The sequence below is a fragment of the Streptococcus sp. cx1 genome (assembly GCF_052384325.1).
Lineage (GTDB): Bacteria > Bacillota > Bacilli > Lactobacillales > Streptococcaceae > Streptococcus > Streptococcus salivarius_G.
The window spans coordinates 142259-165025 of record NZ_JBQSUN010000002.1 but is presented as its reverse complement, the minus strand read 5'-3'; the positions used below and the strand labels follow the sequence as shown (position 1 = coordinate 165025).

The window sequence follows — 22767 nt, the reverse complement described above, 5'->3', positions numbered from 1 at the left end:
GGTAGTTTTCTGTTTCAGTAAAATCTGATAAACTAGAGCTATGCAAACAACAGACTCATTTAGTAAGGCAATTATTTTGGGAGCTACAGGAGGAATTGGACGTCACCTAGCAACTGAACTGGCAAAACATCTTGATTTTCTGGTTCTAGTAGGCCGAAATCCAGACAAATTAGTCCAACTGCAAAATGAATTAGCTGGAAGCAAGGCACAACTTTCAATTAAGGTTTTAAATCTGTGTGATAAGGAAGCACTGGAGAATTTTGGAAAGGCATTAGATGCTGACCTTCTGGTCAATTGTGCAGGACTAGCTAGCTTCTCCATAGGAAGTGATTTAGCCACAGAAAAGGAACAAGAGCTCTGGCAGGTGAACTACCATACTCCAGTCCAGCTAATGAAATTGCTAGTGCAGAAAAATCAGAAAATCCGACTAGTCCAACTTTCCTCACTAGCAGCTCTTTTTCCCCATCCCTATTTAGCGGCATACAGTGCCAGTAAGGCTGCCTTGCAGAACTACACTCTTGCTCTTCAGGAGGAACTATGTCAATCAGATTCCCCGGTCCAGCTAGGTCTGTATATTCTTGGACCAGTCCAAACAGCTATTTTTCCTCCTAAACTAGTAGAAGCATTGGGAGGCAGTCGCTTGCAGATGAAGCCTGAGAAAGTCGCTCAGCAGTTGATCCGATTCATAGAAAGGGATACTTCCTATGCTGTTATCGGCCTTCGCTATCGATTGTTGATTTATCTAGGAAAGCTACTCCCTCAAAAATGGATTATACATTTCATTTCTAGATATTTACGAAAGGGACTTAACATATGAAACTAATTTTTATAATTATAGCAGTCGCCTATCTCCTTCTCTTCCTCGTTCGATGGCTACTGTCACTAATCTATTACAAAAAAGGCAAATCTGATGTTACTGACTTTCCAGAAGAACTATTTACAGTGGTCCAACCAATTCTCTCCGGTGACCCTCGCTTGGAGAGTGATTTACGAGCCAATCTGCAGCAAACAAAAACAGTAGAATTTTACTGGTTAATTGACCAGTCTGACACAGAAGCTCAGCGTGTAGCGAACAAAATTTGCCAAGATGAGTTATTTTCTCAGCGTATCCGAATCTTTCTTATTGAAGATGTCCCTCAGGGGATTAATCCAAAGAGTTATAAGATTGAGCAAGTTGTAGAGGATCTGACCCGACCTTACCTCATTGTTTTGGACGATGATAGTGTAATTGATTTTTCTAAAATGGGGGAACTGACTGCCTATCTGGGTCAAGAAGTCATTTTGACTGGGATACCCTATAACCAAGAGAGAAGCAATTTCTGGTCCAAGCTGGTAGCAGCATTCGTCAATGGCAATTCCTTAATCACCTATTTCACAATGGCACAAGTTGAAGCCAATCACTCTATCAATGGAATGTTTTATATCCTACCAGTAAATCTTGTAAAAGACCAAGATCTCTTTACAGCTATCAAAGATTATCTTTGTGATGATTTGGCAGTGGCTGATTTTCTAAGTAGTAAAGGGGTATCCATTGTTCAAACTCGAGTTACCTGTAATGTCCGTACGACCATCAAGAGTGCCACGCAGTATTTGCTCCAGATGAAGCGTTGGCTTCTCTTTAGTTCCATCTATTTAAAAAAACACCTGGACTTCAAGGTCTTTACCCTCATTGGCTTAACAAGTTTTCTGCCTCTTCCAATCATACTTTTGACTCTTTTTTTAGGTTGGCCTTATCTACTTGTAGCTCTGGTTCTACTACTGATTAAGGCAATCTGGATGCTCCTTTATAGACAAAGCATACTAATGAATCAACTACACTTGGACGAAGTCCTATACGAAGTACTTAATGATTTCTTACTTCCATGGTTATTTCTTTATGTCCTATTGACTCCTCCTGTGATAAACTGGCGGGGTCGAAAGATACGTGTGACGGATGGGAAGATTCGTTATGAGTAAGATGAAGTCGTATCTAGATTGTTTGTCTGATTTATCTCCTGATCAGACATTGTTGACATCTGATTGCTTAGTCCTCTTTCTTAGTGGGAGCAGTGATTACACTTGTGCTGGACTGACAGCTGGGCAACTTGACCTCCTCCATGCTATTTGTCCATCTGATTATTCAGTAGTAGCCAGTAATTTTCCTTTCAATCAAAGATTTGATCATATGAAGTCTCCTAAAGTATCACTTTTATCGGCTTCTTTAGCAAACATTGTCTACTACTGGCATACAGTTTTGAACCCTTGTTTTCAAAAACTTTTACAAGTACACATGTCTCCCTTGTTAGAAACTAAGGAAGTGATTGTTGTCTGTAAGAGTTCAGGAGTCAATATGCTTACCCAATGGTTGAATCATTTGGATAACGAGATATCCCTTCCAAGATTTCGCATAATTGCACTTGGACCTGTCTCCCAAAAACTCTTAGACAACAAAAAGCTAGAGGTATTGGTGATTAAAGGAAAAAAAGATCCATATTCTCAATTCTTGGATTCCCACCAAGCGGATATCCTAGTGGATTCGGATCATTATAGCTATGAATACAAAGAAGATGTGAAAGGAATCATTCATGACTGGATTAGACAAAGTGATAAAAATCGATGTGATAAGCGTTCCATTTAGTGGTCATTTATTTCCGACCTTGACACTGGTGAAACCCTTGTTAGAAGACCCTCGTTTTCAAATACGTGTCATTACAGGTTATCAAAAGAAGAAATTAGTTGAAAAAATTGGCTTTGACTGTGTTGCCTTATTTCCAGATCGTCCGACAGTGATGGAAGATATCGCCAATACCTCAAAGCAAGCAAAACCACATATTATGTACCAACAATTAATCGCAAATAGCAAACTAATTCCAGAAGTTATAGACGAAATCAAGCGAATTTGGGAGTCCGATGGAAAACCAGATTTGATTATTGCAGATTTCATTGCAGCTCCTGCTGGTATTTTAGCAGACCGTTTGGGAATTCCCTGGATTACGACCCTCCCAAGTCCAGTAGCTATTGAGAGTCGCACAACTACTCCTGCTTATTTAGGAGGTTGGAAACCCCATCAGGGAATCCTCTACAAATGTAGAGATGCACTGGGTAGACAGATTATTCGCATGGCAAAAAGAATTGGCTTTGCACTTGTTAAAAGAAATCTTAAAAATTTACAAGATTTCAAACTTTATAGAGAGGATGGTACAGAAACCATCTATTCTCCTTATTCAATTCTGGCTCTGGGAATAAAAGAGTTGGAGTTTAGAGATGATTTTCCATCCCATCTTAAGTGGGTTGGTTATCGCTGCCTTTCTTTTGACAAACTACCCAAGGAACAAGAACAGTATTTCACGACCTCTCAAAAACGCGTGTTAGTGACTTGTGGTACCCATTTAAAATGGGAAAAAGAAAGAATGGTGAAATTGGCCAAAATGCTAAGTCAAGAATATCCTGACTATCATTTCTATGTCACACTAGGTAACCCAAGTGGTTTGCAAAATCCGCCACATCATCTAAATAACAATCTTTTACTTTTTGATTATCTGCCCTACACAGACATTCTAGATAAAATGGACTTTGCGATACATCACGCTGGTTCAGGTATTCTAATGGGATGTATCGAACAAGGCATTCCTAGCCTTATTCTTCCTCAAGATTTTGATCAGTTTGATAACGCCTTACGAGCTGAGTTAGCCCAGGTAGGACTTGTCTCACGAAAAAAAACAGAGTCTGAAGTCTTAGATTTATTCCAAGCATTAATTTCTCAAAAAGATTGGTCTAAATTACATTCTCTAACTCAGATAAGCAAAGCCTATCAACCTACAGAAATACTTTATCAAGAGATTGAAAGACTCTTAAACATAGATCAATAATCTTATTAACAAAACTTAGGTCCTCTCCTAAGTTTTTTTGTAACTTTTAGTCATTATAAAAAGCCGACCAAAGGTCAGCTTTCTATAGTCTAATATCTCTCAGCAAGTTCGTAATAAGTGCGAACGACACGTCCTTTATAATGCACTCTGACTTTCCGTAGCCAAAGGCTATCACCTTTTTCAAGGGTATAGAAGTCATCTCGACTAACGAAGAAGTTACGTTTTGCCTCACCAACTTTAACGACTAGGAAATGATTGGTACTCGTTCTTAGTGCTTTAGCAATTCTCTTTCCAATGATGACACCTACAACCTTAGAACAGTCTTCGCTATAATAGCCCATCTTGGTTAAAATAAAGAGAAGAAATTTATCCGTTAGTACCCAAATACCAGCAGAAAGAGCAAATACAAAAAAGATAAATATTCCTGTCACCAAGCCCAGACTACCACTCTCACGTCCACTGTCAAACCAGAGATGCAAACCTTTCTCATTTCCAAAATACAGCAGGGCTAGAAAAATACCTGTAAGGAGGAGAGAGAAGACTCTTTCAATATTTCTCAAAATAAAATCTTTCATGTCTCTACTCCTTTTCTACCGTAGTGTAGCTACCATTTTCACTCTTGATAGCAATATCTGATGACATGGCAACTGATAAAGTAATTGGACCACGAACTTGGCCATCAGTATCTCTGAGTTCCCAATTGCTACCGTCGTTACTTGTAGCCAGACCCTTGTCTTCTTGACCATTTTCATAAACTGGCAGGACATAAACCTCTGTCACCCCCGGTAGTTCTTGGCTCTGCCCTGTTGAGCTATCTTCAATCACAAAGGTTGAACTGGCTTGGTCATAGACCACTTTCTTGGTGTCAGAAATAGGCTTATCTGATTTTTTAGCCAAATCAGATATGGCTGAAGCTGCCTTATCTACCGTTCCCTGTGTAACCAACTCATTTCCTGAAAGCCCCGAAATAACTTGAATCTTCTTAGGCTGTGACTGGACCATTGCTCGTGTGAAAAATCCATTGGCGAGGAATAAAATACCACACACCATGACTAGAAAGGATAAGACAATCACCCCTCCACCTGTCCGTGTGGGCCCTGTCACTTCTGTCATTGGACGAAGAGGAGGTCCTTGCCAAGCGGTCTTTTTGTGTCTCTTATCCAAGAGGTCACAAAGGTAGTCTTCCAACAATGCGAAGCCATAATCCTTGGCTAGACTTTCAATCCCTTCTAAGGTCTCATAACTTAGACCACCTCTTTCAAGTATGGTCCCAATAGTCTTGGTGAAGCGGTAAGAAAAATCCTGATCCTCCAACCAGCCCAAAGCAGCACACTCACTAATATAGTCTTTGAGTTTAGAAATAGTCAGAGTATTATATAGGAAATATAGCTCAACAGTCTGAAGAAAACTATCCTGATTTTCAATAGATAAATCTTCTCTTAAGACAGAATCATTGAGATTACTTTGATAAGGATCACTGTGATTGAACGTTTCATGAGTATCTGATAAAGTTAGCTCATCCAGTTGCTTCTGCTCTTCTTCAGCATCCACCTGCTGAACCTCGTATTCAGTCACTTGCTCGTCGTTGACTTTTTCAGTTGCATAATCTGTAAGCTCAAGTTCATCAATACTTTCCTGATTTTGACTAGATTTGCTAGCATCTGCAGCTTGTTTAAAGGAAACTTCTAGCTGAGAGGCAGACACCATCCCAACCACGCTACCATCAGCCTGTTTATAGCCTATGACAGCACTCACATCCTCATTTCCAGATTTCGATTTTTGCCAGGCAAGGGCCTCTTGATAAGCCTTTTGCAGGCGTTGGAAATTTTCAGGGTCATCCTCAGGGTGGTAGACCTTACTCTGTTTGGCATAGGCTCGCTTGATATCCTTAAGATTTTTAGTTGGTGGAATGCCTAAAATCGACCAAAAATTCATGCGTCACCTCCTATCTCCAGAAATTAGGGTCATCAGACCTATCAAAGGGCTCGCCATTCTCCTCATGGTCGTCTTTTTCTTGACGGAAAATATCCAAATCATCTAGTGACATGATATTTTCAATGCTATCAAGATAAGCTTGGTAGCGTTTCACGATTTCTTTTCGCTTCTTAATATTGTTAATAGCCAACTGATAGCCTTTTTCAAAATCTTCCATCTGCCACAAAAAATGTAGTTGCATCTTATAAGGCATCTCCATGACTAAACGATAGGCCCGCTCAGTCTGCGTTTTAAAGTCGGCCTCAAAGGACAATTGATCAGAGACAAGCTTGATATTCTCCAGATGCTCACTCTTGTCAACCTCTTCGATTTTACTTTGACTACCGATACGATACGTTTTAGTCTCGCCTGTTGACCCCAGTTTAACCTCTATATAGAGCATGGAATTAATATCGTAAGTAAAGGTGGTCTCAAAAAACTCTGTCTTAGTCGCAGTCCCAGGAACATCGATAATAAACTCATCCAAAAAGAGATTTGCCTCAGGATCGAGCGATTCTCCCTGATAAATCATAAAGCGACATTGTTTCTGTCCCCGGCTGGCATAATAATATTTGCTGGCTGAGGTCGGAAGGACAGACAACTTATTAATAACCTTTGAAAAGATATTTTTATCAAAGTCAGAGTCATAGGCACTGATTCCCAATGAGAAAGGACAAATATCAGTAATCACCAAATCTTTGACCTTTTCCTGACGCTCTTTGACAGCTAAATAAGTCCCCAAACCACGCGCAACCAACTCATCCATATCCTTCAAACGCTTAATAGGAAGATTGAGAAGATTCATGATATAGGATTGAACCAAAGGCATCATGCTAGACCCACCGACCAAGATAAAGGCATCTAGCTCATGAGCCCTGTAGCCGCTATCACTCACCGCTCTACCAATGACTTTCTTAACACGGTCAAGAACAGGTTGAATAATGGACTTAAGCTCAGCTTGAGTGTATTGTTTCATGTAATATTGGTCATCGTAGGTCAAGGATACTGCAGCCAGTTTTTCCTTTTGTAGCTTGAGTTTGCAACGTTCTGCAGACAAGAGGAGACTAGACTTTTGCTTGGTATCTAGCTTCTCCAAATCAATCCCTTGAGACTGACAAAAATCTTCAGCGATAGCCTTATCAAAGTCGCTACCACCCAAGAAATTATCACCTGCAATGGAAACGATTGAAATCACATTATCAAAACAATCAACCACAGAAACATCAAGCGTTCCTCCTCCAAAGTCGAAGACGATGAAAGATTCGTCTTTGCCAATCTTGTGACAAGCAATGGCTGCCGCAGAAGGCTCGTTAATCAATCGTTCCACCTTAATGCCCAATCGTTGTCCAATAGCCTTGGTCGCTGAACGTTGCTTTTCATTAAAATAAGCCGGCACACTAATGAGCACCTCATCTACTTTTTCACCTAAGTAACTCTCCGCATCAGCTACTAATTGTTTAACCACCAAAGTTGACAAATCAGTTGCCGAGAAAGCTTCTCCATCAAGGTAAAAGATTTCATTGGTTCCCATTGAACGTTTAAAGAGTTGAGCCGTATTCTCAGGATCAGTCACTAAGCGTTCCTTCGCAATTTTTCCAACCGTCAAGACATCGTCAGACACATGGACCACACTAGGCGTCAAATATTCTCCAAAACCATTTGGAATAAGCTCAACCTCACCTTCACGATAGGTAACCGCTAGACTATTAGTCGTCCCCAAATCAATACCAATTGTTGCCATAACATTCTCCTAAACTGCTTTTGTCCTTCCATTATAACATAGTCAAAAACGTCCCTATTCAAGAAGTAAATAAACTATTTCAAATGCGCCATGAACTAAGAAAGTCAGCAAAGAATGACAGATGATTCTCTTTGAGAATGAAGTGAGTATAACTGAGACTTTCCGCTGTGATAAAAACCCCTGAAGAACTTAAACTTCAGGGGTTCGGAAGTTTCGAGACCTTAGACTCGAAACTTAGGCATGGAACTTCTTTGAAGTTCGCTAACGTCCGTCATCACCTAAGGAAAGTCTCGAAAAAGATTCTTTATTAAAAAATAAAAGCCAACCTAAGGTCAGCTTTTCATTTTTCTTATTGATTATTTTTTGAATGGTTCTTCCACCATGATGAGAGGATGGAACCTGAGATATTGTGCCAAATACTAAAGATAGTTGATGGGATCGCAGCTTGTGGCACGAAATATTTCATGGCAAGGGTTGCTCCAAGACTTGAGTCTTGCATCCCCACTTCGAAGGTAATGGCTTTTTGTTGTGGTTCTTCCAAACCAAGGATTTTTGAAAATCCAAAACCAAGGGCATAACCACAAAGATTGTGGAGCATAACGACTGGAATGACAAGGGCTGTCGCTGCTGTGAAAATATTAGCATGGTTGGCAGAAACAACTGCTCCAACGATCAAGAGGATGGCAGCTTGTGAAATCAAAGGCATAATCTTGATGATGGCATCAATTTTCTTACCAAAGATTGAGTGAATGAGTACACCCAAGATGATTGGGACAACCACGATACGCAAGGTACTAAGGAAGAGGCTTTGGGCAGGGACACTTACGTACTGACCAGCCAAGAATGACAAGAGGGTTGGAATCATGAGTGGTGCCAAGAGAGTTGAGAGGGTTTCAATAGAGACATCCAAGGCAACATCCCCACCTGAAAGGAAGGCCATGACACTAGATGAAGTCCCACTTGGACAAGACCCGACAAGGATAACCCCTGCTGCTGTCGCACCCTTAAGATGGAAAATCATACAAAGCAACCAAGCCAAACCAGGCATGATGACATAGTGGGCAACAGTCCCAAGGACAACTGGAATTGGACGCTTAGCAATACGTTTAAAATCTTCAGTGGTCAAGGTAAGTCCCATACCAAAGAGAATCAAACCAAGTAGATAAGCCGTATTGGGAATGACCCAACTACTAGTTGCGGGAAGGGCATAGTTAAAGGCCGCCCAGAGGATAACAGCTACAGTAAACCATTTGCTGAGCCATTTACTAAAAGATACAAGTGACTCCATAATGAAACCTTCTTTCTATTTTCACAGAATAGTATAGCACTTTCACTTTGAATTTCAAGGTAAATTTCGAATTTTCTGAAATTAATTTCAGAAAATAAATCCTCACACTTAACATGCGAGGATTTTGTGATTTCTATAAACCTTAAGCCTTGTCTTGCGACTTTTCTTCAAATTGTTGAGCCCGTTCTTCTCCCCACCACAGTGGCAACAATTCTCCCAAAGTAATGGTTTGACGTGTTTCGTAGTCAACCATAAACTCCAAGTTACGATTATCAGGATGCAGTTCCATTAGAAATTCTCGACAGGCCCCACAAGGCATGCCAGACGGTCCACCATGAGGCGGCTGGTCACGAAAGGCGATAATTCGCCTAACCTTATTTTGACCAGTTTCTTGATACATATTGAAAAGGGCAGCTCTTTCGGCACATAGATGGAAAATACCACACGTCCCTTCCATACAAAAGCCCGTGAAAATTTGCCCATCTTCAGACTCAACGGCAGCCACAACATGTCTAGCATAGACAAAGTCTGAGACTTCCTGTGGCTGATACAAGGCTTGAGCCTTTTCATACATTTTCTGCCAAATATCCATTATTTCTCCTTTAACCTCGATCACTTTCTCTATGAGACTTGATAAAGAGTGCAAGCACTATTGATACTGCCGTATAAGCCAAAATAAACAAAAGTGATTTCCATGAAAATTTCCCATTGATAGCAAAATTAACGACCAATTCATTGACATGATAGACAGGTGTCCACTCAGAGATACTCTGAACCCACTTAGGGAACATGGAAATAGGAACCCATGAACCACTCACTATAGGCAAGACAAGGTAAATAATATTAGCTACAAGAGACATGATTTGTTGAGATTTAATCTGAGCGATAAGCAAGCCAAAGGCCAAAAAGACCAAGCTTGATAGAAGTAAAAGAGCACCTGATCCTAGCCATCTAAAGAATGGCATCTCTACATCTCGGAAAAAGGTACCTACACAAAAGGTCACAATGATAGCAACCATAAAGTTTAGAAGCACACGAAAAATTTTAGAAAGATAATAAGCTGCGATACTAACCTTTGAGTGCTCGATATAGGTCAACCAGTGTTCAATTCGATCCTCTTGTAACATATAGGGAAAGGTGAACAAACCAAAACTAGACATAGAAAAGCCAGTCATGGTTAACATATAAGATAGCAAAAACTCTTTTTGGGCTTCTGGAGTAGGCGCTGAGAAAATACTTGAAAAAAGGAGGAAAAATCCGACGGGTATCCCGATTCCCATGATAAAGACTGGCCAGGTTCGCCACGTTTTTATCCATTCAATTTTTAGTAATGCTTTCATGCCTTGTCCTCCCTTGTTGAATCAAATAGGCTATCCAAGAGTGTTTTATTTTGGATTTCAATATCAGAAATTCCACAGCCCGCTTCTTCAAGACTTTGCCATACCTTTTCGATATCTTTGGTCATGAAGCTAATGACATCCCTCTTTTCAGTGATTTCATAGATATCTGGCAGTCCATGAACGATGCTAACAAAGCTACTTGGCAGAGTGACCTGCTTCTCTTTCTCTTCGTGTCGCATAGCGTATGGCGTGGTATCTCTGATGAGTTTCCCTTGATGGAGGACTAAGATACGGTCAGCCGTGTGTTCCACTTCTTCAATATAGTGAGAGGAATAAAGGATAGTTGTCCCAGCTTTTTTCAAGTCATTGACAATCTCCCAGAAACGCTGACGAGTGGAGGTATCCATACCCGCTGTCGGTTCATCCAAAAAGAGGATCTTAGGTTTATCAATCAAACAAAGGACAAAAGCTAGAAGACGTCTTTGTCCACCAGAGAGTTTGTCCGCAAACTGCTGGTACTGGTCTTCCTTGAATTGTAAGAGGTCTTGTACCTCTTGATTGGTCAAGGGATTATCAGAGATAGATTGGAAGAAGGCAATCAGTTCCTCCACTTTCAAACTATTTGGAATGGTATTTTCCTGAAGGAGAACCGCAATTTTATTTTTGGCCTTACCTGCCTTACCATCAATGAGGACCTGACCACTGCTCGGTTTTTTATCGCCAAGAATACAGGACATCAAGACAGTCTTACCTGCCCCATTAGGTCCAATCAAGGCCACACAATCGCCCTTGTTTATCTCAAAACTAATATCCTCTAAAATGGTCTTTCCCTTGATACGTTTTCCAAGAGAAGAAACCTGAATAACTGTCTCACCCATCAATGCTTTCCTTTCTTTTATATAGAAGCCATGCTTGACAATATCGCTGACATCATTGGACTTCCCTTAATACTCCACTTCCAACTCCGTACAGAAGAGACTTCCGCTCATATGAAGCCTTGTTTCAACTTGCTCTAAATCAGATTCAAAACGATCCACCTTTACAGATGATAGGGGATGTGAGATTCCAGTGGTGTCCATGACACAACCATGAGGAAGTCGAATATGAACTTCACCAAACTTAGCATCAAGATGAACTGCTACCTGACTTGATGCAAAGCTGGCTTGACTCAAATCCAGCCACAGCTCACCGAAAGCCATATTCATATCAACCGTTTCGACTTCTTGAGAATAGATGCGATACCTATCCTCAGCCATATATGTCTTAACAGAAATATGTGGTCCTTCTTGGTCGTTCTTATTGACCTTATAGTCTTTAGTGAGACCTTTCTTTTGACTACGGCCATAGAGCAACTCTAAAGCCAAACCTATTAGAAAGATGCCGCTAAAGAGATTCCACTGTGCAAAATCGAGGTCTAACAAGTCATGAACATAGGGTGATAAGAAGGCCAAACCAAGAAAAATGAGGAGAGGTCGTCTATTCAAGATACCAAAACAAAAGAAGGCCACGAAGAAGACCAGATTATAATTGACCATGATCCAAAAATCTGGAATAAAGGCACTAGCAATAAAACAAGCTGCTAGTAAAAACAACAAGAAGGACCGAAGATTAAATCGTTCCATAAGAAAACTCCTTTCTAAAGAAATGATTGCAATTTTCCAATTATTTTCACTATCAGTATAGCACTATTTGTAAACGTATTCAATGTTATATTAAAAGGATTTGCAAGAAAAAAAGAGCTTTCGCTCTTTCATTATTTTCAATGTTTGACAGTTACTTGTCCAAAGGATACAGATCCTGTTAGAGAAACTGTAGTGCTTGATAACTCTCGCTCTCCTAGACTATCGTAGCCTTTCACTCCTGCTAGGCTTGTATGAAGCCCGTGTGTATCCACTTGCCAATCCTTGGGCACTCGAATGATGACCTGAGAAAAATTGGCCTGAACCACAATCTGAGGTCGGTCCGTCATAAACTGAGCCTGACGCAAATCCAAGGTCAAACGCCCAAAATCAGCATTGGCATAGACAGTTTCGAGGTTTTGAGAAGTCACCACTTGCACAGACTCTGAAAAAAGAGTCTTAGCAAAAATTTCTCGCTCATGTTCTTTAGACACCTTGTAAGAGAATTTTTTCTTATAACTTGGTTTGCTCAAACGGTCCATCGCAATACCTAAGATAAGAATCCCTACAAAGAGTGTCCATTCCGAATAATCCAATCTAAAGAGGTCATGGATATAGGTCGATAGAAAAGCCATCCCCAAGAAAAAGAGAAATTTCCCCTTAGATTGCCAGCTCAAAAGCACAAAAAGCAAGGCTAAAATCAACTTATAATTAAAAGCCAAATACAAATCTGGAATAAAAGCTGTTGCGATAAAATAGGCAGCAATGATCAATAAGGTAATAACACCTGAATTAAAGCGTTTCATAACAAGTCCTCCCTAAATCCTGTCCTTGAGTTTTTCCACAAAAAGGTAGGCTGCTGGACAGAAAAGCGTATTTTTTATAGTCAGATGATTGATCTGATAGATTTTCTTACGATCCGTGTGAGGAAAGGCTGCACAGGCCTTAGGACGGACATCATAAATATCACAGAGATTATCAGGCCCCAAGAATGGACAAGGCATAGACTTGAAGACCTTATCCCCATCCTCATCTACCTGCAAGTACATCTCCTCAAAGGCAGGTAACTTCATGCGAAAATGCTTGGCAATGCGAGTGATGTCCTGTTCTGTGAAGTCTGGACCAAGCGTCTTACAGCAATTTGCACACTGGGTACAATCAATTTCTTGGAAGACTTCATTGTGTACCTGCTGAACAATCTTATCTAAATTTTTAGGAGCCTTCTTCTTGAGTTGTGCTAGAAACTTTCGGTGCTCCCCTTGCTTTTGACGTGCCAATTCCTCATAACGTTTGACATCAATAGTCTGTGACATGTGTTTTCTCCGATAATTTATAATTCTGTCATCTATTATAGCATAAAAGAAATAGAGCCTAGCTTGAACTAGACTCTATGTTAGTTACATCGATACAATTCTACGATAAGAACGCGACGTTAGGGCGAAAACCAAGACATAGGCTAGGAAGAATACGCCACAAACAATAATAGTGACCACTAACATAAGATCTGGATTGAGAACCCCAATAACACGCACAATCAAACTAATCATATGGTAAGCAAAGGCTAAGTGTGTAAAGGCAAAAATCAAAGGGAGGAAAAAGACAGTAAGAACTTGTTTACGAATGGTTTTCTTGACTTGTTGGTCGTCTAACCCAATCTTTTGAAGAGTAACAAAGCGCTCACGGTCCTCATAACCTTCAGAAATCTGTTTATAGTAAATCACGAGAACTGTACCAAGCATGAAGATGATGGATAAGAAAATACCGATAAATAAGGTTCCGCCAACAAAGCCATTTAGCATCCCTTCTACATCATATCGGCTATTCGCAGTGAGGTTAGGCCCAGGGACGCCAGTAGTTTGTCCAGCTAACTGTTGTGTTTCTTTATCCGTGAGTTTGTCTAGCAAATCTGAATTTTTCTTGGCTTCATGTGTAGGATCTTTGACGTTAACACCAACATAGGTAGTTTGAGTGGTTGCTGTTCCTTTGATACTTTCTTTAAAATTATCCATATCAGGAACGACAAGGTAGCTATAATCAGAAACTATAGTTGTAAAGATATTAGGTACTTTACCTTTAATAAAGTCATTAAGACCATCCTGAATCTGGTAGCTTTGACCATTGATAGAGACACTCTTTTGATCTTTCAATATTTTATTTTTAGTAAATAAGCCAACTTGATTTGAAGTCAGATTGAGGTCTTTACCTGTTAATTGCTTATAAGTTGCTTGTGAGAAGACAAGAAAAACTGACTTTGGTAGAACTTTTCTTTCATTCTCAGAAAAGATGGTTAGCTTGTTTTTTTCTTGTTCTTTGATACCAAAGTAGAGGTAAGTTACTTCCGTTTTTCTATTTACCTGATTTCCCGACTGTGATAAGAAATCATCCATAACCTTCTGTGTACTTGTTACATCTACATTCGTTCCGGTAACTGAGTACTCATGTGGAGCAGCACTGGCCAAATAGTCTTTTTTTCCAGCATAGATACTTGCAGCACCTACAAGCGTCACGAGAACCATACTTGAGAGGATAGCAATGGTCGCCAGCCCAACTGCATTTTTCTTCATCCGAAAGACAAGGTTGGAAATGGAAATCATATTATTAGGCTTGTAATAGTAGCTTTTCTTCTTTTTCAAGAGTTGCAGAACTACTGTTGTCCCAGCGTTGAAGAGAAGATAAGTCCCTAAAATGACCAATAAAACAGCTAGGAAAAAACTGATAATAGCCGTTACTGGATTCTGAACAGAGAGAGCAAGATAGTAACCATATCCCATAGTCCCAAGTCCTAAAAGGGTTTGAATAACTAGGAAGCGTCCTTTTTTCTCACCCTTAAGGCCATCTTTAGTTAATTGTAAAGGATTAAGCCGTAGTAATCGGAAACCATTTACCAAAACCAACAAACTAAAAATACAAGCAAAGATGACAAGAACAATAGGAATTGTCATTACTTGAAAGGTCGAAACCAAACCAGTACTTTCACCGATAATCCTTTGAAGAAAAGCATAAATGAGTTTATCGAATAGCGCCCCTACACCTATACCTAGAAGCAAAGTCACAAAACCCATAATCATCGTTTCTTTTAAAATCATGCTAAAGAGGTGACGTTTCTCTAAGCCTAGCACACTATAGAGACCAAGCTCCTTTGAACGATTTTTCATGACAAAGCTGTTGGCATAAAGAACAATAATCCCAGAGGATAGGGCGACAATCCCAAGTCCCAACCCCAAAACCATCTTGATAGCATCTGCCCCAGGTAAGTCATCCAGATGCGAATTAAGCGTTAAAGATGTAAAAATATAGGTAATGGCAATAACCAGAATAGTTGCCAATGTATACGGATAGTAAAGCTTACGATTTTTTATGAGATTGGACAAAGCCAGTCTATTGGTTAGACGAAACATATTAGTTCACCTCACTTGCCATTGTAGTTAGTGTATCGGAAATTTCTTGGAACATTTGATGTTCAGACTTATCCCCTTTGAAGATTTGATTATAAAGAATCCCATCCTTAATAAACAAAACACGCTGCGCACGACTGGCGGCCGCTGTTGAGTGAGTTACCATAAGAATGGTCTGGCCGCTAGCATTAATAGTATCAAAGACATCCAAGAGTGCCGCTGAAGATTTTGAATCCAAGGCGCCTGTTGGCTCATCTGCTAAGAGGATTTCTGGTTTAGTGATGATCGCACGCGCAACTGCGACCCTTTGCTTTTGGCCACCTGAAATTTCATAAGGGTACTTCTCTAGCAAGGAATGAATTCCCAGTTGACGACTGATAGCTTCAACTTGTGTCATCATTTGCTTAACTGAGCGTCGAGAAAGGACCAGAGGTAGCAAGATATTATCTTTAACAGATAGGGTATCTAACAGATTGAAATCCTGGAAAACAAATCCTAATCTTTCACGACGGAAACTGGAAGCATCCTTATTTTTAATAGTTGCTGTGTCCATACCATTAAGGTAGACACGCCCTGCCGTTGGTTTATCAAGCATGGCAAGGATGTTGAGCAGGGTTGATTTTCCTGAGCCAGACTCACCCATAATAGCAACATACTCACCTTTTTCAACCGTAAAATGGATATCTTTAAGGGCTTCAACCTGATTTCCTTTGAAACGTGTTTTATAAATTTTTTTAACATGTTGAACATCTAGTAATGTCATAATAAGCTCCTTTATTTAGTAGAATTGGGAGAGATTTTAGGAATCTCTTACTTAACTTCGATACCATTTTATAGAAAAAGCAGGGGCAAAACCATAACCCTTGCTTTCATTTGTCGTCTAATTTCTTACACTTTTGTAAGTTATCAATCAATGGCTAATTTTTTCTTTTGAAAATGAATGGAAACTGTGGTTCCTTGACCTACTTGGGAGCTAATACTAATATCATGTCCAAGCTGATTAGCAATTTTCTTTGAAAGATAGAGACCTAACCCAGACGACTGCTGAGTCAATCGCCCATTGTAACCTGAAAAGCCACGCTCAAAAACCCGTAAAATATCACTATCCTTGATACCAATTCCAGAATCTTTAAGATAAAGCGTATTATCCTTGAAGTAGATTTCAATACCGCCACTCTTTGTGTACTTCAAACTGTTTGACAAGACCTGCTCAATGATGACTAAGAGCCATTTTTCATCTGAAATAACCTTAACATCCAAGTTATCTAGGTTAATGGTCAACCCTTTTTGAATAAAGAAAAGGCTATGCTTTCTAATAACTTCTTTAACCAAGTGTTCTAATGTAACCTGCCTCAACTGCAAATCATCATGAAAATTCTCTAAACGTAAATATTGCAAGACCAAATTGGTGTAAGAATCAATCTTGAATACCTCTTGCTCCAAGAGAGCCCTCGTTTTACTATCCGTAACATCCTGAAGCAATAATTGACTGGCTGCTATTGGCGTCTTGATTTGGTGCACCCAAAGGGTATAGTAGTCCATCAAATCTGTATAGCGCTTGCGCTCCTCCTCAGTCTGAGAGATCTGACTCTCCCTAGCATTTTCCAAAGTTTGGGCCAGGTAAAACTCTAAAGGACTTGATGGTGTGATTTCCTCATAGAGATAAGCTAAGTTATAAGAGTGATAAGAGCTAACCAAATCCCAAATAACCATGATGATAGTCACAAAGGTCATTATGGTTAAGGCATAATAAAGAATATCTGCTGCCTCTTCAAATAAAAAGGCAAACAAGACCAAGATGATTCCATTAAAGACAAATAAAAGATAGAAAGTCAGACGAGACCTAATATAGTATTTGATAAATTGACACTTACCCATCATGACGCAACCCGTAGCCGACACCTTTCTTGGTTTCTATAAAATCATTCAAACCGACTGCTTCTAACTTCTTACGTAAACGTGCCACATTTACAGAGAGAGTGTTATCATCAATAAAGAAGTCACTATTCCAAAGCTCCTTCATGAGGTCTTCACGACTAACAATATTACCAGAACGCTCGAAGAGAACTTGTAAAATCTGAAACTCATTCTTAGTCAAAGAAACGACTTCGCCCTGATAAACCAAATCCATGGCTTTGAGGTTCAGTATCACACCTCTATATTCCAAAAGGCTCTGATCCTTACCAAACTCATAAGAACGACGTAAAAGCCCTTGAATTTTTGCTAGGAGAACGTTTTGATCAAATGGTTTAGTCACAAAGTCGTCTCCACCCATATTGATTGCCATAACGATATCCATGGCCTGATCTCTAGAGGACAAGAACATAATCGGCACCTTGGAGACCTTCCGAATTTCCTGACACCAGTGATAACCGTTAAATAGAGGTAAACCAATATCCATAAGAACCAAGTGGGGTTCTTCTTTTACAAAAATAGATAATACTTCCATGAAATCTTCAACAAGAACAACTTCGTAACCCCACTGTTCTAGCATTTTTTTGACTTGTTGACGGATAACCTCGTCGTCCTCCACTAATAAAATCTTATGCATAACTCAACCTCTTTCATTTCCCACTATTATAACAATAAATACCCCAAGAAACGACCATTCTCAGCAAATCTTACAATAATGTTAGATTGAATTTTGCAACTTTTTAAAGAGTGCATTTTTATGGAAAAAATTCTTTGAGTCTTCAAAGAAAATATAGTATTATAAAAGAGTTGATATTGATTTATCATCAACCATCGACAGCTTCATCGAACAATGAGAACATTACTTATTTATGTCACGAATGGGCGTGACGTTTCTACAAGGTGCCGTAACACCTAACAATGAGTAAGCTAACATAGTCATAGAAAGATTTTTACTGTCTTTTTGTGATTTCAAAGGCTTGCTTTGCAGGCCTTTTTCTGTTATTCGATGGTTTTGATTTATTTCAGAGTCTCAATAAAATCTGAAATAAATCAAGACACAGCATTGTTATTCAATTTATAGGAGGTAATATGAAATTACTGGAAGACCGCATTCTCAATGATGGGAATGTCCTTGGGGAAAATATCCTCAAAGTTGACTCTTTCTTAACTCACCAAGTAGACTTTGAGCTCATGCGTGAAATTGGAAAGGTCTTTGCTGACAAGTTCAAGGACGCTGGTATCACCAAGGTGGTGACTATCGAGGCATCTGGTATTGCACCAGCCCTCTATGCGGCTGAGGCCTTGGATGTCCCTATGATTTTTGCTAAGAAGGCTAAAAATATCACCATGAATGAAGGTATCCTCACTGCTGAGGTTTACTCTTTCACTAAGCAGGTGACTAGTACTGTCTCTATCGCAAGCAAGTTTCTCACTCCTGAAGACAAGGTTCTCATCGTTGATGATTTCCTAGCGAACGGTCAAGCTGCCAAAGGTTTGATTCAAATCATTGAAGAGGCTGGCGCACACGTCGAAGCTGTCGGTATCGTTATCGAGAAATCCTTCCAAGATGGTCGTGCTCTTTTGGAAGAAGCCGGCTACCCAGTGGTTTCACTTGCTCGTTTGGATCGTTTTAAAAATGGTCAGGTTGTATTTAAGGAGGCAGACATCTAATGCAAAACAAAGAGAAACACTCGCAGGCGGCGGTCCTAGGACTGCAACACCTTCTTGCCATGTACTCGGGATCAATCCTGGTGCCAATCATGATTGCTGGTGCTTTGGGGTATTCAGCTCATGAATTAACCTACTTGATTTCAACTGACATCTTCATGTGTGGTGTGGCAACTTTCCTCCAACTTCAACTCAATAAACACTTCGGTATTGGTCTTCCAGTTGTGCTTGGAGTTGCCTTCCAATCAGTGGCTCCACTCATTATGATTGGTAAGAGTCATGGCAGCGGTGCTATGTTTGGTGCCCTTATCGTTTCAGGGATTTATGTTATCCTTGTTTCTGGTGTCTTTTCAAAAGTGGCCAACCTCTTCCCTTCCATCGTTACGGGATCTGTCATCACTACTATTGGTTTGACCCTTATCCCTGTCGCTATCGGAAATATGGGGAACAACGTTGACAAACCAACTGGTCAAAGCCTCTTCCTTGCAGCTATCACGGTTCTTATCATCCTTCTGGTTAATATTTTTACCAAAGGATTTATCAAATCCATCTCAATTTTAATTGGTTTGGTTGTAGGTACTGTTATCGCAGCAAGCATGGGCTTGGTTGACTTCTCACCGGTTGCTGCGGCACCTGTTGTCCATGTGCCAACACCATTCTACTTCGGAATGCCTAAATTTGAGTTATCATCAATCATCATGATGTGTATCATCGCTACTGTGTCAATGGTTGAATCAACTGGGGTTTACTTGGCTCTTTCTGATATTACCAAAGACCCAATTGATAGCACTCGCCTCCGTAACGGTTACCGAGCTGAAGGTATGGCCGTTCTCCTTGGTGGGCTCTTCAATACCTTCCCATACACAGGTTTCTCTCAAAACGTTGGTCTTGTGAAGTTGTCAGGCATTAAGAAACGCTTGCCAATCTACTACGCAGCTGGCTTCCTTGTTCTTCTTGGACTCCTTCCTAAGTTTGGTGCCTTGGCTCAAATCATCCCAAGCCCAGTACTTGGTGGCGCTATGCTTGTTATGTTCGGTTTTGTTTCTATCCAAGGGATGCAAATCTTGGCACGTGTTGATTTCGCCAACAACGAACACAACTTCTTGATTGCTGCGGTATCCATCGCTGCAGGGGTTGGTCTTAACAATAGCAACCTCTTCAACAGCCTACCAACAGCTTTCCAAATGTTCTTCTCAAACGGTATCGTGGTCGCAAGTTTGCTTGCCATTGTCCTCAATGCCATTTTGAATCATAATAAAAAAGAAAAATAACACAAGAACACCTGAGTCGCTTGACTTAGGTGTTTTGTTTGAAATAAAATCTTTTTGAGAATTTCCTCAAGTGATAAAATCTGTCCCAAGTTTATCTATCGAAAGAAAAGACTCAGCAACTCCTCTGTCTAACTTTTACTGAAAGTAGCTCATGCTATTTAATTCTTACGATTGACTTATTTTCAATTCTATAGACAGCATCATAATCTTCCAGATTGTAATGATGGGCAATTTCAATAATACTATTAGGCAACTGTTTTAAGACATTGCTTATTTCTTTTGAACTTGCTCCATCTAAAGAAGCCATCATCTCATCCGCTAGTAAAACCTGCTTGCCCCTTAAAATAGCACGTGCAATCTCAAGTTTTATGATTTGACCACCTGAAAAGTTATCTCCAGTTAATTCATAGTCTAATTGGTGACAACAAGCCTCCCATAGTCCAACTTTTTTTAGTGTTGAAATGAGCAATGAGTCAGAATAATCTTGATAAAGAGTTAGATTATGTCGCACACTTGTATGAAAGACATAGGGATTTTGATGAATAATTGCAATATTATCTAAATTTGGAGTCAGCTCCCTTCCATCAATGCTTTTAAAAATGATTTTCCCACTATATGCCTTATCTTGCCCTGATATTAACCTAAAAAGTGTTGTTTTTCCAATACCACTATCACCAACTATAAGGTTATGCTGAGACAATGAAAAAGTAACCGTGACATCTCGAAAAATCTCTTGATTATCATAAGATTTAGTGACGTTTTTTAACTGAATTTCTTCTAAAGTATGTATGTGAAGCCCTTTTGAAGGAATTTCTGACTCACTTCCAAATGTCAATAATTTATCTTTTATCACTTGACTTGATTGAATACTTGCAATAGCCTCCAGAATCTGTTGTAAGGGGTTAATAAGATATGTTGAAGCAGACATCATAGCAATAAGTGTAGTGATTGAATTTTGTTTTATTACAAGACCAATCACAAACGGTCCAATCAGGCCAATAGCTTTAAGAGGTCCTGTCCAAAACATAACTAAATTCTGAAGTGTATAATACTTAAATTGTGTCTTTTCCATCTCACCAAGGGTTATGAGAGTTTGCCTTACATTCTCTTTTTCTGCTTGGTTGCAAATAATCGTTTCAATCCCTTTACCAAAGTCTGTGATAGATCTTAAATTCTTCTCTTTTGAACTACTTAGTAATTCTCCTGACTCTTTTAATTTTCTCTTAAATATAAACTGAGGCAAAATCATCAGAAAAGCACCTATTGTAAAAAGACTACCCACAATAATATTTTGTTTGATCAAATAAATAACAGAGACTAGAATAGAGGCGCCCCACACAGGCGAGATAAGAAAAGATTGAAGGAACTCTTGGTCTACAATTCCAAGATCTTGTGTCAAGAGTGAGCAAAGCTCAGAATCGGAGATGTTTTTAGGAAAGACAGCATGATTCTTTAAAATATTTTCTGATAGGCTCACATTAAACGCTCTAATAATAGAACGAAGCAGAATATTCTCTATATACATAAAAGCGTACACAACCACCCAAAGAGAGATACTCGAAAATGTAAAAACTATTAAATCCCAACTATCACTACTATCTATATGACCTGCCATCTGGATAATTACAGGTATTACAATGCCTTGACACGAATAAAGAAGCGCAAAAATGATATAAAGTACCATTTCCTTCTTAGGAAGTAGCTTAATAAATTTAAGCAGTGACACAGCAACCGATTTATTTTTTTCAATAATCATTGCTTTTACCTCCTTCAATTTGATACTATTATTTTAGTTTATTAATAGTATCAACTATTGAAATTTCGGAAATCCGATAAGGTAATTTTATATGGAACAAGGTCAAAAATTTAAACAGATTCGAAAACAGAGAAAATACACTATTCAGAGACTCGCTCAAGTAGCTGGATCTGTAGCGAGTCTTTCAGACTTTGAAAATAACAAAACATCACTCTCAAATGATACTCTTTTCAAACTTTTAAAACATCTAAAAGTCGAATATAATGAATTTTTCGAACAAGAATATCTTGTGGACGAAACCTACATAAAACTTGCTAATCAATTCAATCAAGCCTCAAATCATCTAGACTTTGAAGCACTGGAGCAAGTCGCAGAAAAGTTTCGCATTTTAGGAGAAACCAATTATAGTGATTATCTGATTAGTCTTTGTATTGACTGTCAGGTTTCAAAACTTCAAAACCGGTCAGTTAACCAAGATATTGCTACAGAACTTCAAAACTACTTCTTTTCTATTGATATTTGGACACTTCTCGATATTAATTTACTGAATATGGTAAAGGATATCTTCACAGAAGATGCGCTAAAAATCTACATTAAGGAATTCCTATCAATACTCAATAAAAATCCTAGAAATAATTTAGATCGAATCACTTTAGAAGTTATCAGTCGTTGTATTTTCCAAATCATTCTTTACGGAAATCAAGAAGATAGTGACTACTATCTAAACGAACTAAAAACTATTCAATTACCAGACTATTTCATGTTACAAAAACTCTATCTTAAAGAACTAAAAGCCGCATACCTTTATAAATTTATCGATAAGAATATGGGAAAGACTATACATAAAGAAATTCTCCACTACTTGGCTTTTATGGGAGATGACGATAATTTGAGAGAATGGGACCGAACTTTCCGTCAATTATAGACTTTATTGGATAACAGTTGTACAATGA

The 22767-nt window shown here is 39.2% G+C and carries 22 protein-coding genes and 1 riboswitch; of the genes, 7 read left to right on the top strand and 15 right to left on the bottom strand.

The window, feature by feature from the left end:
* Positions 1-40: 40 nt before the first annotated feature.
* From ACT170_RS04445 to ACT170_RS04430, 4 genes are read left to right on the top strand one after another with little or no spacing between them, the layout of a single operon-like run.
* The gene (locus ACT170_RS04445; protein ID WP_183136356.1) at positions 41-817 is read left to right on the top strand and encodes an SDR family NAD(P)-dependent oxidoreductase; all 777 of its coding nucleotides are present in this window, start codon (positions 41-43) and stop codon (positions 815-817) included.
* Entirely contained in the window at positions 814-1956 is a 1143-nt protein-coding gene (locus tag ACT170_RS04440; protein WP_080611945.1) for a glycosyltransferase, read from the top strand. Before ACT170_RS04445 ends, ACT170_RS04440 begins: the two co-directional genes overlap by 4 nt.
* A complete protein-coding gene (locus ACT170_RS04435) occupies positions 1949-2617 on the top strand; it encodes a hypothetical protein (RefSeq protein WP_410537068.1) in 669 nt (222 codons plus the stop codon). The genes ACT170_RS04440 and ACT170_RS04435 overlap by 8 nt, the downstream gene beginning before the upstream one ends.
* The gene (locus ACT170_RS04430; RefSeq protein ID WP_183136359.1) at positions 2565-3848 is read left to right on the top strand and encodes a glycosyltransferase; all 1284 of its coding nucleotides are present in this window, start codon (positions 2565-2567) and stop codon (positions 3846-3848) included. The genes ACT170_RS04435 and ACT170_RS04430 overlap by 53 nt, the downstream gene beginning before the upstream one ends.
* Positions 3849-3937: 89 nt before the next feature.
* Here the strand turns inward: ACT170_RS04430 and ACT170_RS04425 are convergent, their stop codons facing one another.
* The 14 genes from ACT170_RS04425 to ACT170_RS04360 all read right to left on the bottom strand — a co-directional run bounded on the left by ACT170_RS04425 (position 3938) and on the right by ACT170_RS04360 (position 17756).
* Entirely contained in the window at positions 3938-4423 is a 486-nt protein-coding gene (locus ACT170_RS04425; protein WP_183136360.1) for a hypothetical protein, read from the bottom strand.
* A gap of 4 nt (positions 4424-4427) precedes the next feature.
* Positions 4428-5783 (bottom strand): J domain-containing protein, encoded by a 1356-nt coding sequence (locus tag ACT170_RS04420; protein ID WP_201712281.1) that lies wholly within the window; start codon positions 5781-5783, stop codon positions 4428-4430.
* Positions 5784-5793: 10 nt separating this feature from the next.
* Complete coding sequence (locus ACT170_RS04415) at positions 5794-7563, bottom strand: Hsp70 family protein (RefSeq protein WP_201712282.1); 1770 nt, start codon at positions 7561-7563, stop codon at positions 5794-5796.
* Between the two features lie 349 nt (positions 7564-7912).
* Positions 7913-8851: a bile acid:sodium symporter family protein gene (locus ACT170_RS04410; RefSeq protein ID WP_021143965.1), complete on the bottom strand. Its 939-nt coding sequence runs from the start codon at positions 8849-8851 to the stop codon at positions 7913-7915.
* A 142-nt stretch (positions 8852-8993) separates the two neighbouring features.
* Positions 8994-9443 carry a cytidine deaminase family protein gene (locus tag ACT170_RS04405; RefSeq protein ID WP_021143964.1) on the bottom strand — a complete coding sequence of 150 codons (450 nt, stop codon included), beginning with the start codon at positions 9441-9443 and terminating at the stop codon, positions 8994-8996.
* A gap of 10 nt (positions 9444-9453) precedes the next feature.
* Entirely contained in the window at positions 9454-10191 is a 738-nt protein-coding gene (locus ACT170_RS04400) for an ABC transporter permease (protein WP_021143963.1), read from the bottom strand.
* Positions 10188-11069 carry an ABC transporter ATP-binding protein gene (locus ACT170_RS04395; RefSeq protein ID WP_414327601.1) on the bottom strand — a complete coding sequence of 294 codons (882 nt, stop codon included), beginning with the start codon at positions 11067-11069 and terminating at the stop codon, positions 10188-10190. Before ACT170_RS04395 ends, ACT170_RS04400 begins: the two co-directional genes overlap by 4 nt.
* A gap of 66 nt (positions 11070-11135) precedes the next feature.
* Entirely contained in the window at positions 11136-11813 is a 678-nt protein-coding gene (locus tag ACT170_RS04390) for a hypothetical protein (RefSeq protein ID WP_410537061.1), read from the bottom strand.
* A 137-nt stretch (positions 11814-11950) separates the two neighbouring features.
* Positions 11951-12616: a hypothetical protein gene (locus ACT170_RS04385; RefSeq protein WP_410537060.1), complete on the bottom strand. Its 666-nt coding sequence runs from the start codon at positions 12614-12616 to the stop codon at positions 11951-11953.
* A gap of 12 nt (positions 12617-12628) precedes the next feature.
* Positions 12629-13123, bottom strand: a complete 495-nt coding sequence (locus ACT170_RS04380; protein ID WP_002885314.1) for a YkgJ family cysteine cluster protein — start codon at positions 13121-13123, stop codon at positions 12629-12631.
* Between the two features lie 84 nt (positions 13124-13207).
* Positions 13208-15208, bottom strand: a complete 2001-nt coding sequence (locus tag ACT170_RS04375) for an ABC transporter permease (protein ID WP_414327600.1) — start codon at positions 15206-15208, stop codon at positions 13208-13210.
* Between the two features lies 1 nt (position 15209).
* Positions 15210-15968 carry an ABC transporter ATP-binding protein gene (locus tag ACT170_RS04370; protein ID WP_195519999.1) on the bottom strand — a complete coding sequence of 253 codons (759 nt, stop codon included), beginning with the start codon at positions 15966-15968 and terminating at the stop codon, positions 15210-15212.
* A 143-nt stretch (positions 15969-16111) separates the two neighbouring features.
* On the bottom strand, positions 16112-17086 hold the full coding sequence (locus ACT170_RS04365) for a sensor histidine kinase (protein WP_444818092.1): 975 nt from the start codon (positions 17084-17086) through the stop codon (positions 16112-16114).
* Positions 17076-17756: a response regulator transcription factor gene (locus ACT170_RS04360; protein WP_444818091.1), complete on the bottom strand. Its 681-nt coding sequence runs from the start codon at positions 17754-17756 to the stop codon at positions 17076-17078. Before ACT170_RS04360 ends, ACT170_RS04365 begins: the two co-directional genes overlap by 11 nt.
* 206 nt (positions 17757-17962) lie before the next feature.
* A riboswitch (purine riboswitch) is annotated at positions 17963-18058 on the top strand.
* 150 nt (positions 18059-18208) lie between these two features.
* Here ACT170_RS04360 and ACT170_RS04355 point away from each other — a divergent pair.
* Positions 18209-18790, top strand: a complete 582-nt coding sequence (locus tag ACT170_RS04355) for a xanthine phosphoribosyltransferase (protein ID WP_410532186.1) — start codon at positions 18209-18211, stop codon at positions 18788-18790.
* Positions 18790-20058 (top strand): nucleobase:cation symporter-2 family protein, encoded by a 1269-nt coding sequence (locus tag ACT170_RS04350; protein ID WP_410532187.1) that lies wholly within the window; start codon positions 18790-18792, stop codon positions 20056-20058. Before ACT170_RS04355 ends, ACT170_RS04350 begins: the two co-directional genes overlap by 1 nt.
* 154 nt (positions 20059-20212) lie before the next feature.
* Here the strand turns inward: ACT170_RS04350 and ACT170_RS04345 are convergent, their stop codons facing one another.
* Positions 20213-21814, bottom strand: coding sequence for an ATP-binding cassette domain-containing protein (locus tag ACT170_RS04345; protein WP_444818090.1), 1602 nt, complete (start codon positions 21812-21814; stop codon positions 20213-20215).
* Between the two features lie 91 nt (positions 21815-21905).
* Here ACT170_RS04345 and ACT170_RS04340 point away from each other — a divergent pair, with 91 nt between their 5' ends.
* Positions 21906-22739: a helix-turn-helix domain-containing protein gene (locus ACT170_RS04340; protein ID WP_002885299.1), complete on the top strand. Its 834-nt coding sequence runs from the start codon at positions 21906-21908 to the stop codon at positions 22737-22739.
* Positions 22740-22767 lie beyond the last annotated feature (28 nt).

Excerpts from the sequence above, each read along its gene's own strand:
- ACT170_RS04445 (WP_183136356.1), top strand. The coding sequence starts at position 41 with ATGCAAACAACAGACTCATTTAGTAAGGCAATTATTTTGGGAGCTACA.
- ACT170_RS04440 (WP_080611945.1), top strand. The coding sequence starts at position 814 with ATGAAACTAATTTTTATAATTATAGCAGTCGCCTATCTCCTTCTCTTC.
- ACT170_RS04435 (WP_410537068.1), top strand. The coding sequence starts at position 1,949 with ATGAGTAAGATGAAGTCGTATCTAGATTGTTTGTCTGATTTATCTCCT.
- ACT170_RS04430 (WP_183136359.1), top strand. The coding sequence starts at position 2,565 with ATGACTGGATTAGACAAAGTGATAAAAATCGATGTGATAAGCGTTCCA.
- ACT170_RS04425 (WP_183136360.1), bottom strand. The coding sequence starts at position 4,423 with ATGAAAGATTTTATTTTGAGAAATATTGAAAGAGTCTTCTCTCTCCTC.
- ACT170_RS04420 (WP_201712281.1), bottom strand. The coding sequence starts at position 5,783 with ATGAATTTTTGGTCGATTTTAGGCATTCCACCAACTAAAAATCTTAAG.
- ACT170_RS04415 (WP_201712282.1), bottom strand. The coding sequence starts at position 7,563 with ATGGCAACAATTGGTATTGATTTGGGGACGACTAATAGTCTAGCGGTT.
- ACT170_RS04410 (WP_021143965.1), bottom strand. The coding sequence starts at position 8,851 with ATGGAGTCACTTGTATCTTTTAGTAAATGGCTCAGCAAATGGTTTACT.
- ACT170_RS04405 (WP_021143964.1), bottom strand. The coding sequence starts at position 9,443 with ATGGATATTTGGCAGAAAATGTATGAAAAGGCTCAAGCCTTGTATCAG.
- ACT170_RS04400 (WP_021143963.1), bottom strand. The coding sequence starts at position 10,191 with ATGAAAGCATTACTAAAAATTGAATGGATAAAAACGTGGCGAACCTGG.
- ACT170_RS04395 (WP_414327601.1), bottom strand. The coding sequence starts at position 11,069 with ATGGGTGAGACAGTTATTCAGGTTTCTTCTCTTGGAAAACGTATCAAG.
- ACT170_RS04390 (WP_410537061.1), bottom strand. The coding sequence starts at position 11,813 with ATGGAACGATTTAATCTTCGGTCCTTCTTGTTGTTTTTACTAGCAGCT.
- ACT170_RS04385 (WP_410537060.1), bottom strand. The coding sequence starts at position 12,616 with ATGAAACGCTTTAATTCAGGTGTTATTACCTTATTGATCATTGCTGCC.
- ACT170_RS04380 (WP_002885314.1), bottom strand. The coding sequence starts at position 13,123 with ATGTCACAGACTATTGATGTCAAACGTTATGAGGAATTGGCACGTCAA.
- ACT170_RS04375 (WP_414327600.1), bottom strand. The coding sequence starts at position 15,208 with ATGTTTCGTCTAACCAATAGACTGGCTTTGTCCAATCTCATAAAAAAT.
- ACT170_RS04370 (WP_195519999.1), bottom strand. The coding sequence starts at position 15,968 with ATGACATTACTAGATGTTCAACATGTTAAAAAAATTTATAAAACACGT.
- ACT170_RS04365 (WP_444818092.1), bottom strand. The coding sequence starts at position 17,086 with ATGATGGGTAAGTGTCAATTTATCAAATACTATATTAGGTCTCGTCTG.
- ACT170_RS04360 (WP_444818091.1), bottom strand. The coding sequence starts at position 17,756 with ATGCATAAGATTTTATTAGTGGAGGACGACGAGGTTATCCGTCAACAA.
- ACT170_RS04355 (WP_410532186.1), top strand. The coding sequence starts at position 18,209 with ATGAAATTACTGGAAGACCGCATTCTCAATGATGGGAATGTCCTTGGG.
- ACT170_RS04350 (WP_410532187.1), top strand. The coding sequence starts at position 18,790 with ATGCAAAACAAAGAGAAACACTCGCAGGCGGCGGTCCTAGGACTGCAA.
- ACT170_RS04345 (WP_444818090.1), bottom strand. The coding sequence starts at position 21,814 with ATGATTATTGAAAAAAATAAATCGGTTGCTGTGTCACTGCTTAAATTT.
- ACT170_RS04340 (WP_002885299.1), top strand. The coding sequence starts at position 21,906 with ATGGAACAAGGTCAAAAATTTAAACAGATTCGAAAACAGAGAAAATAC.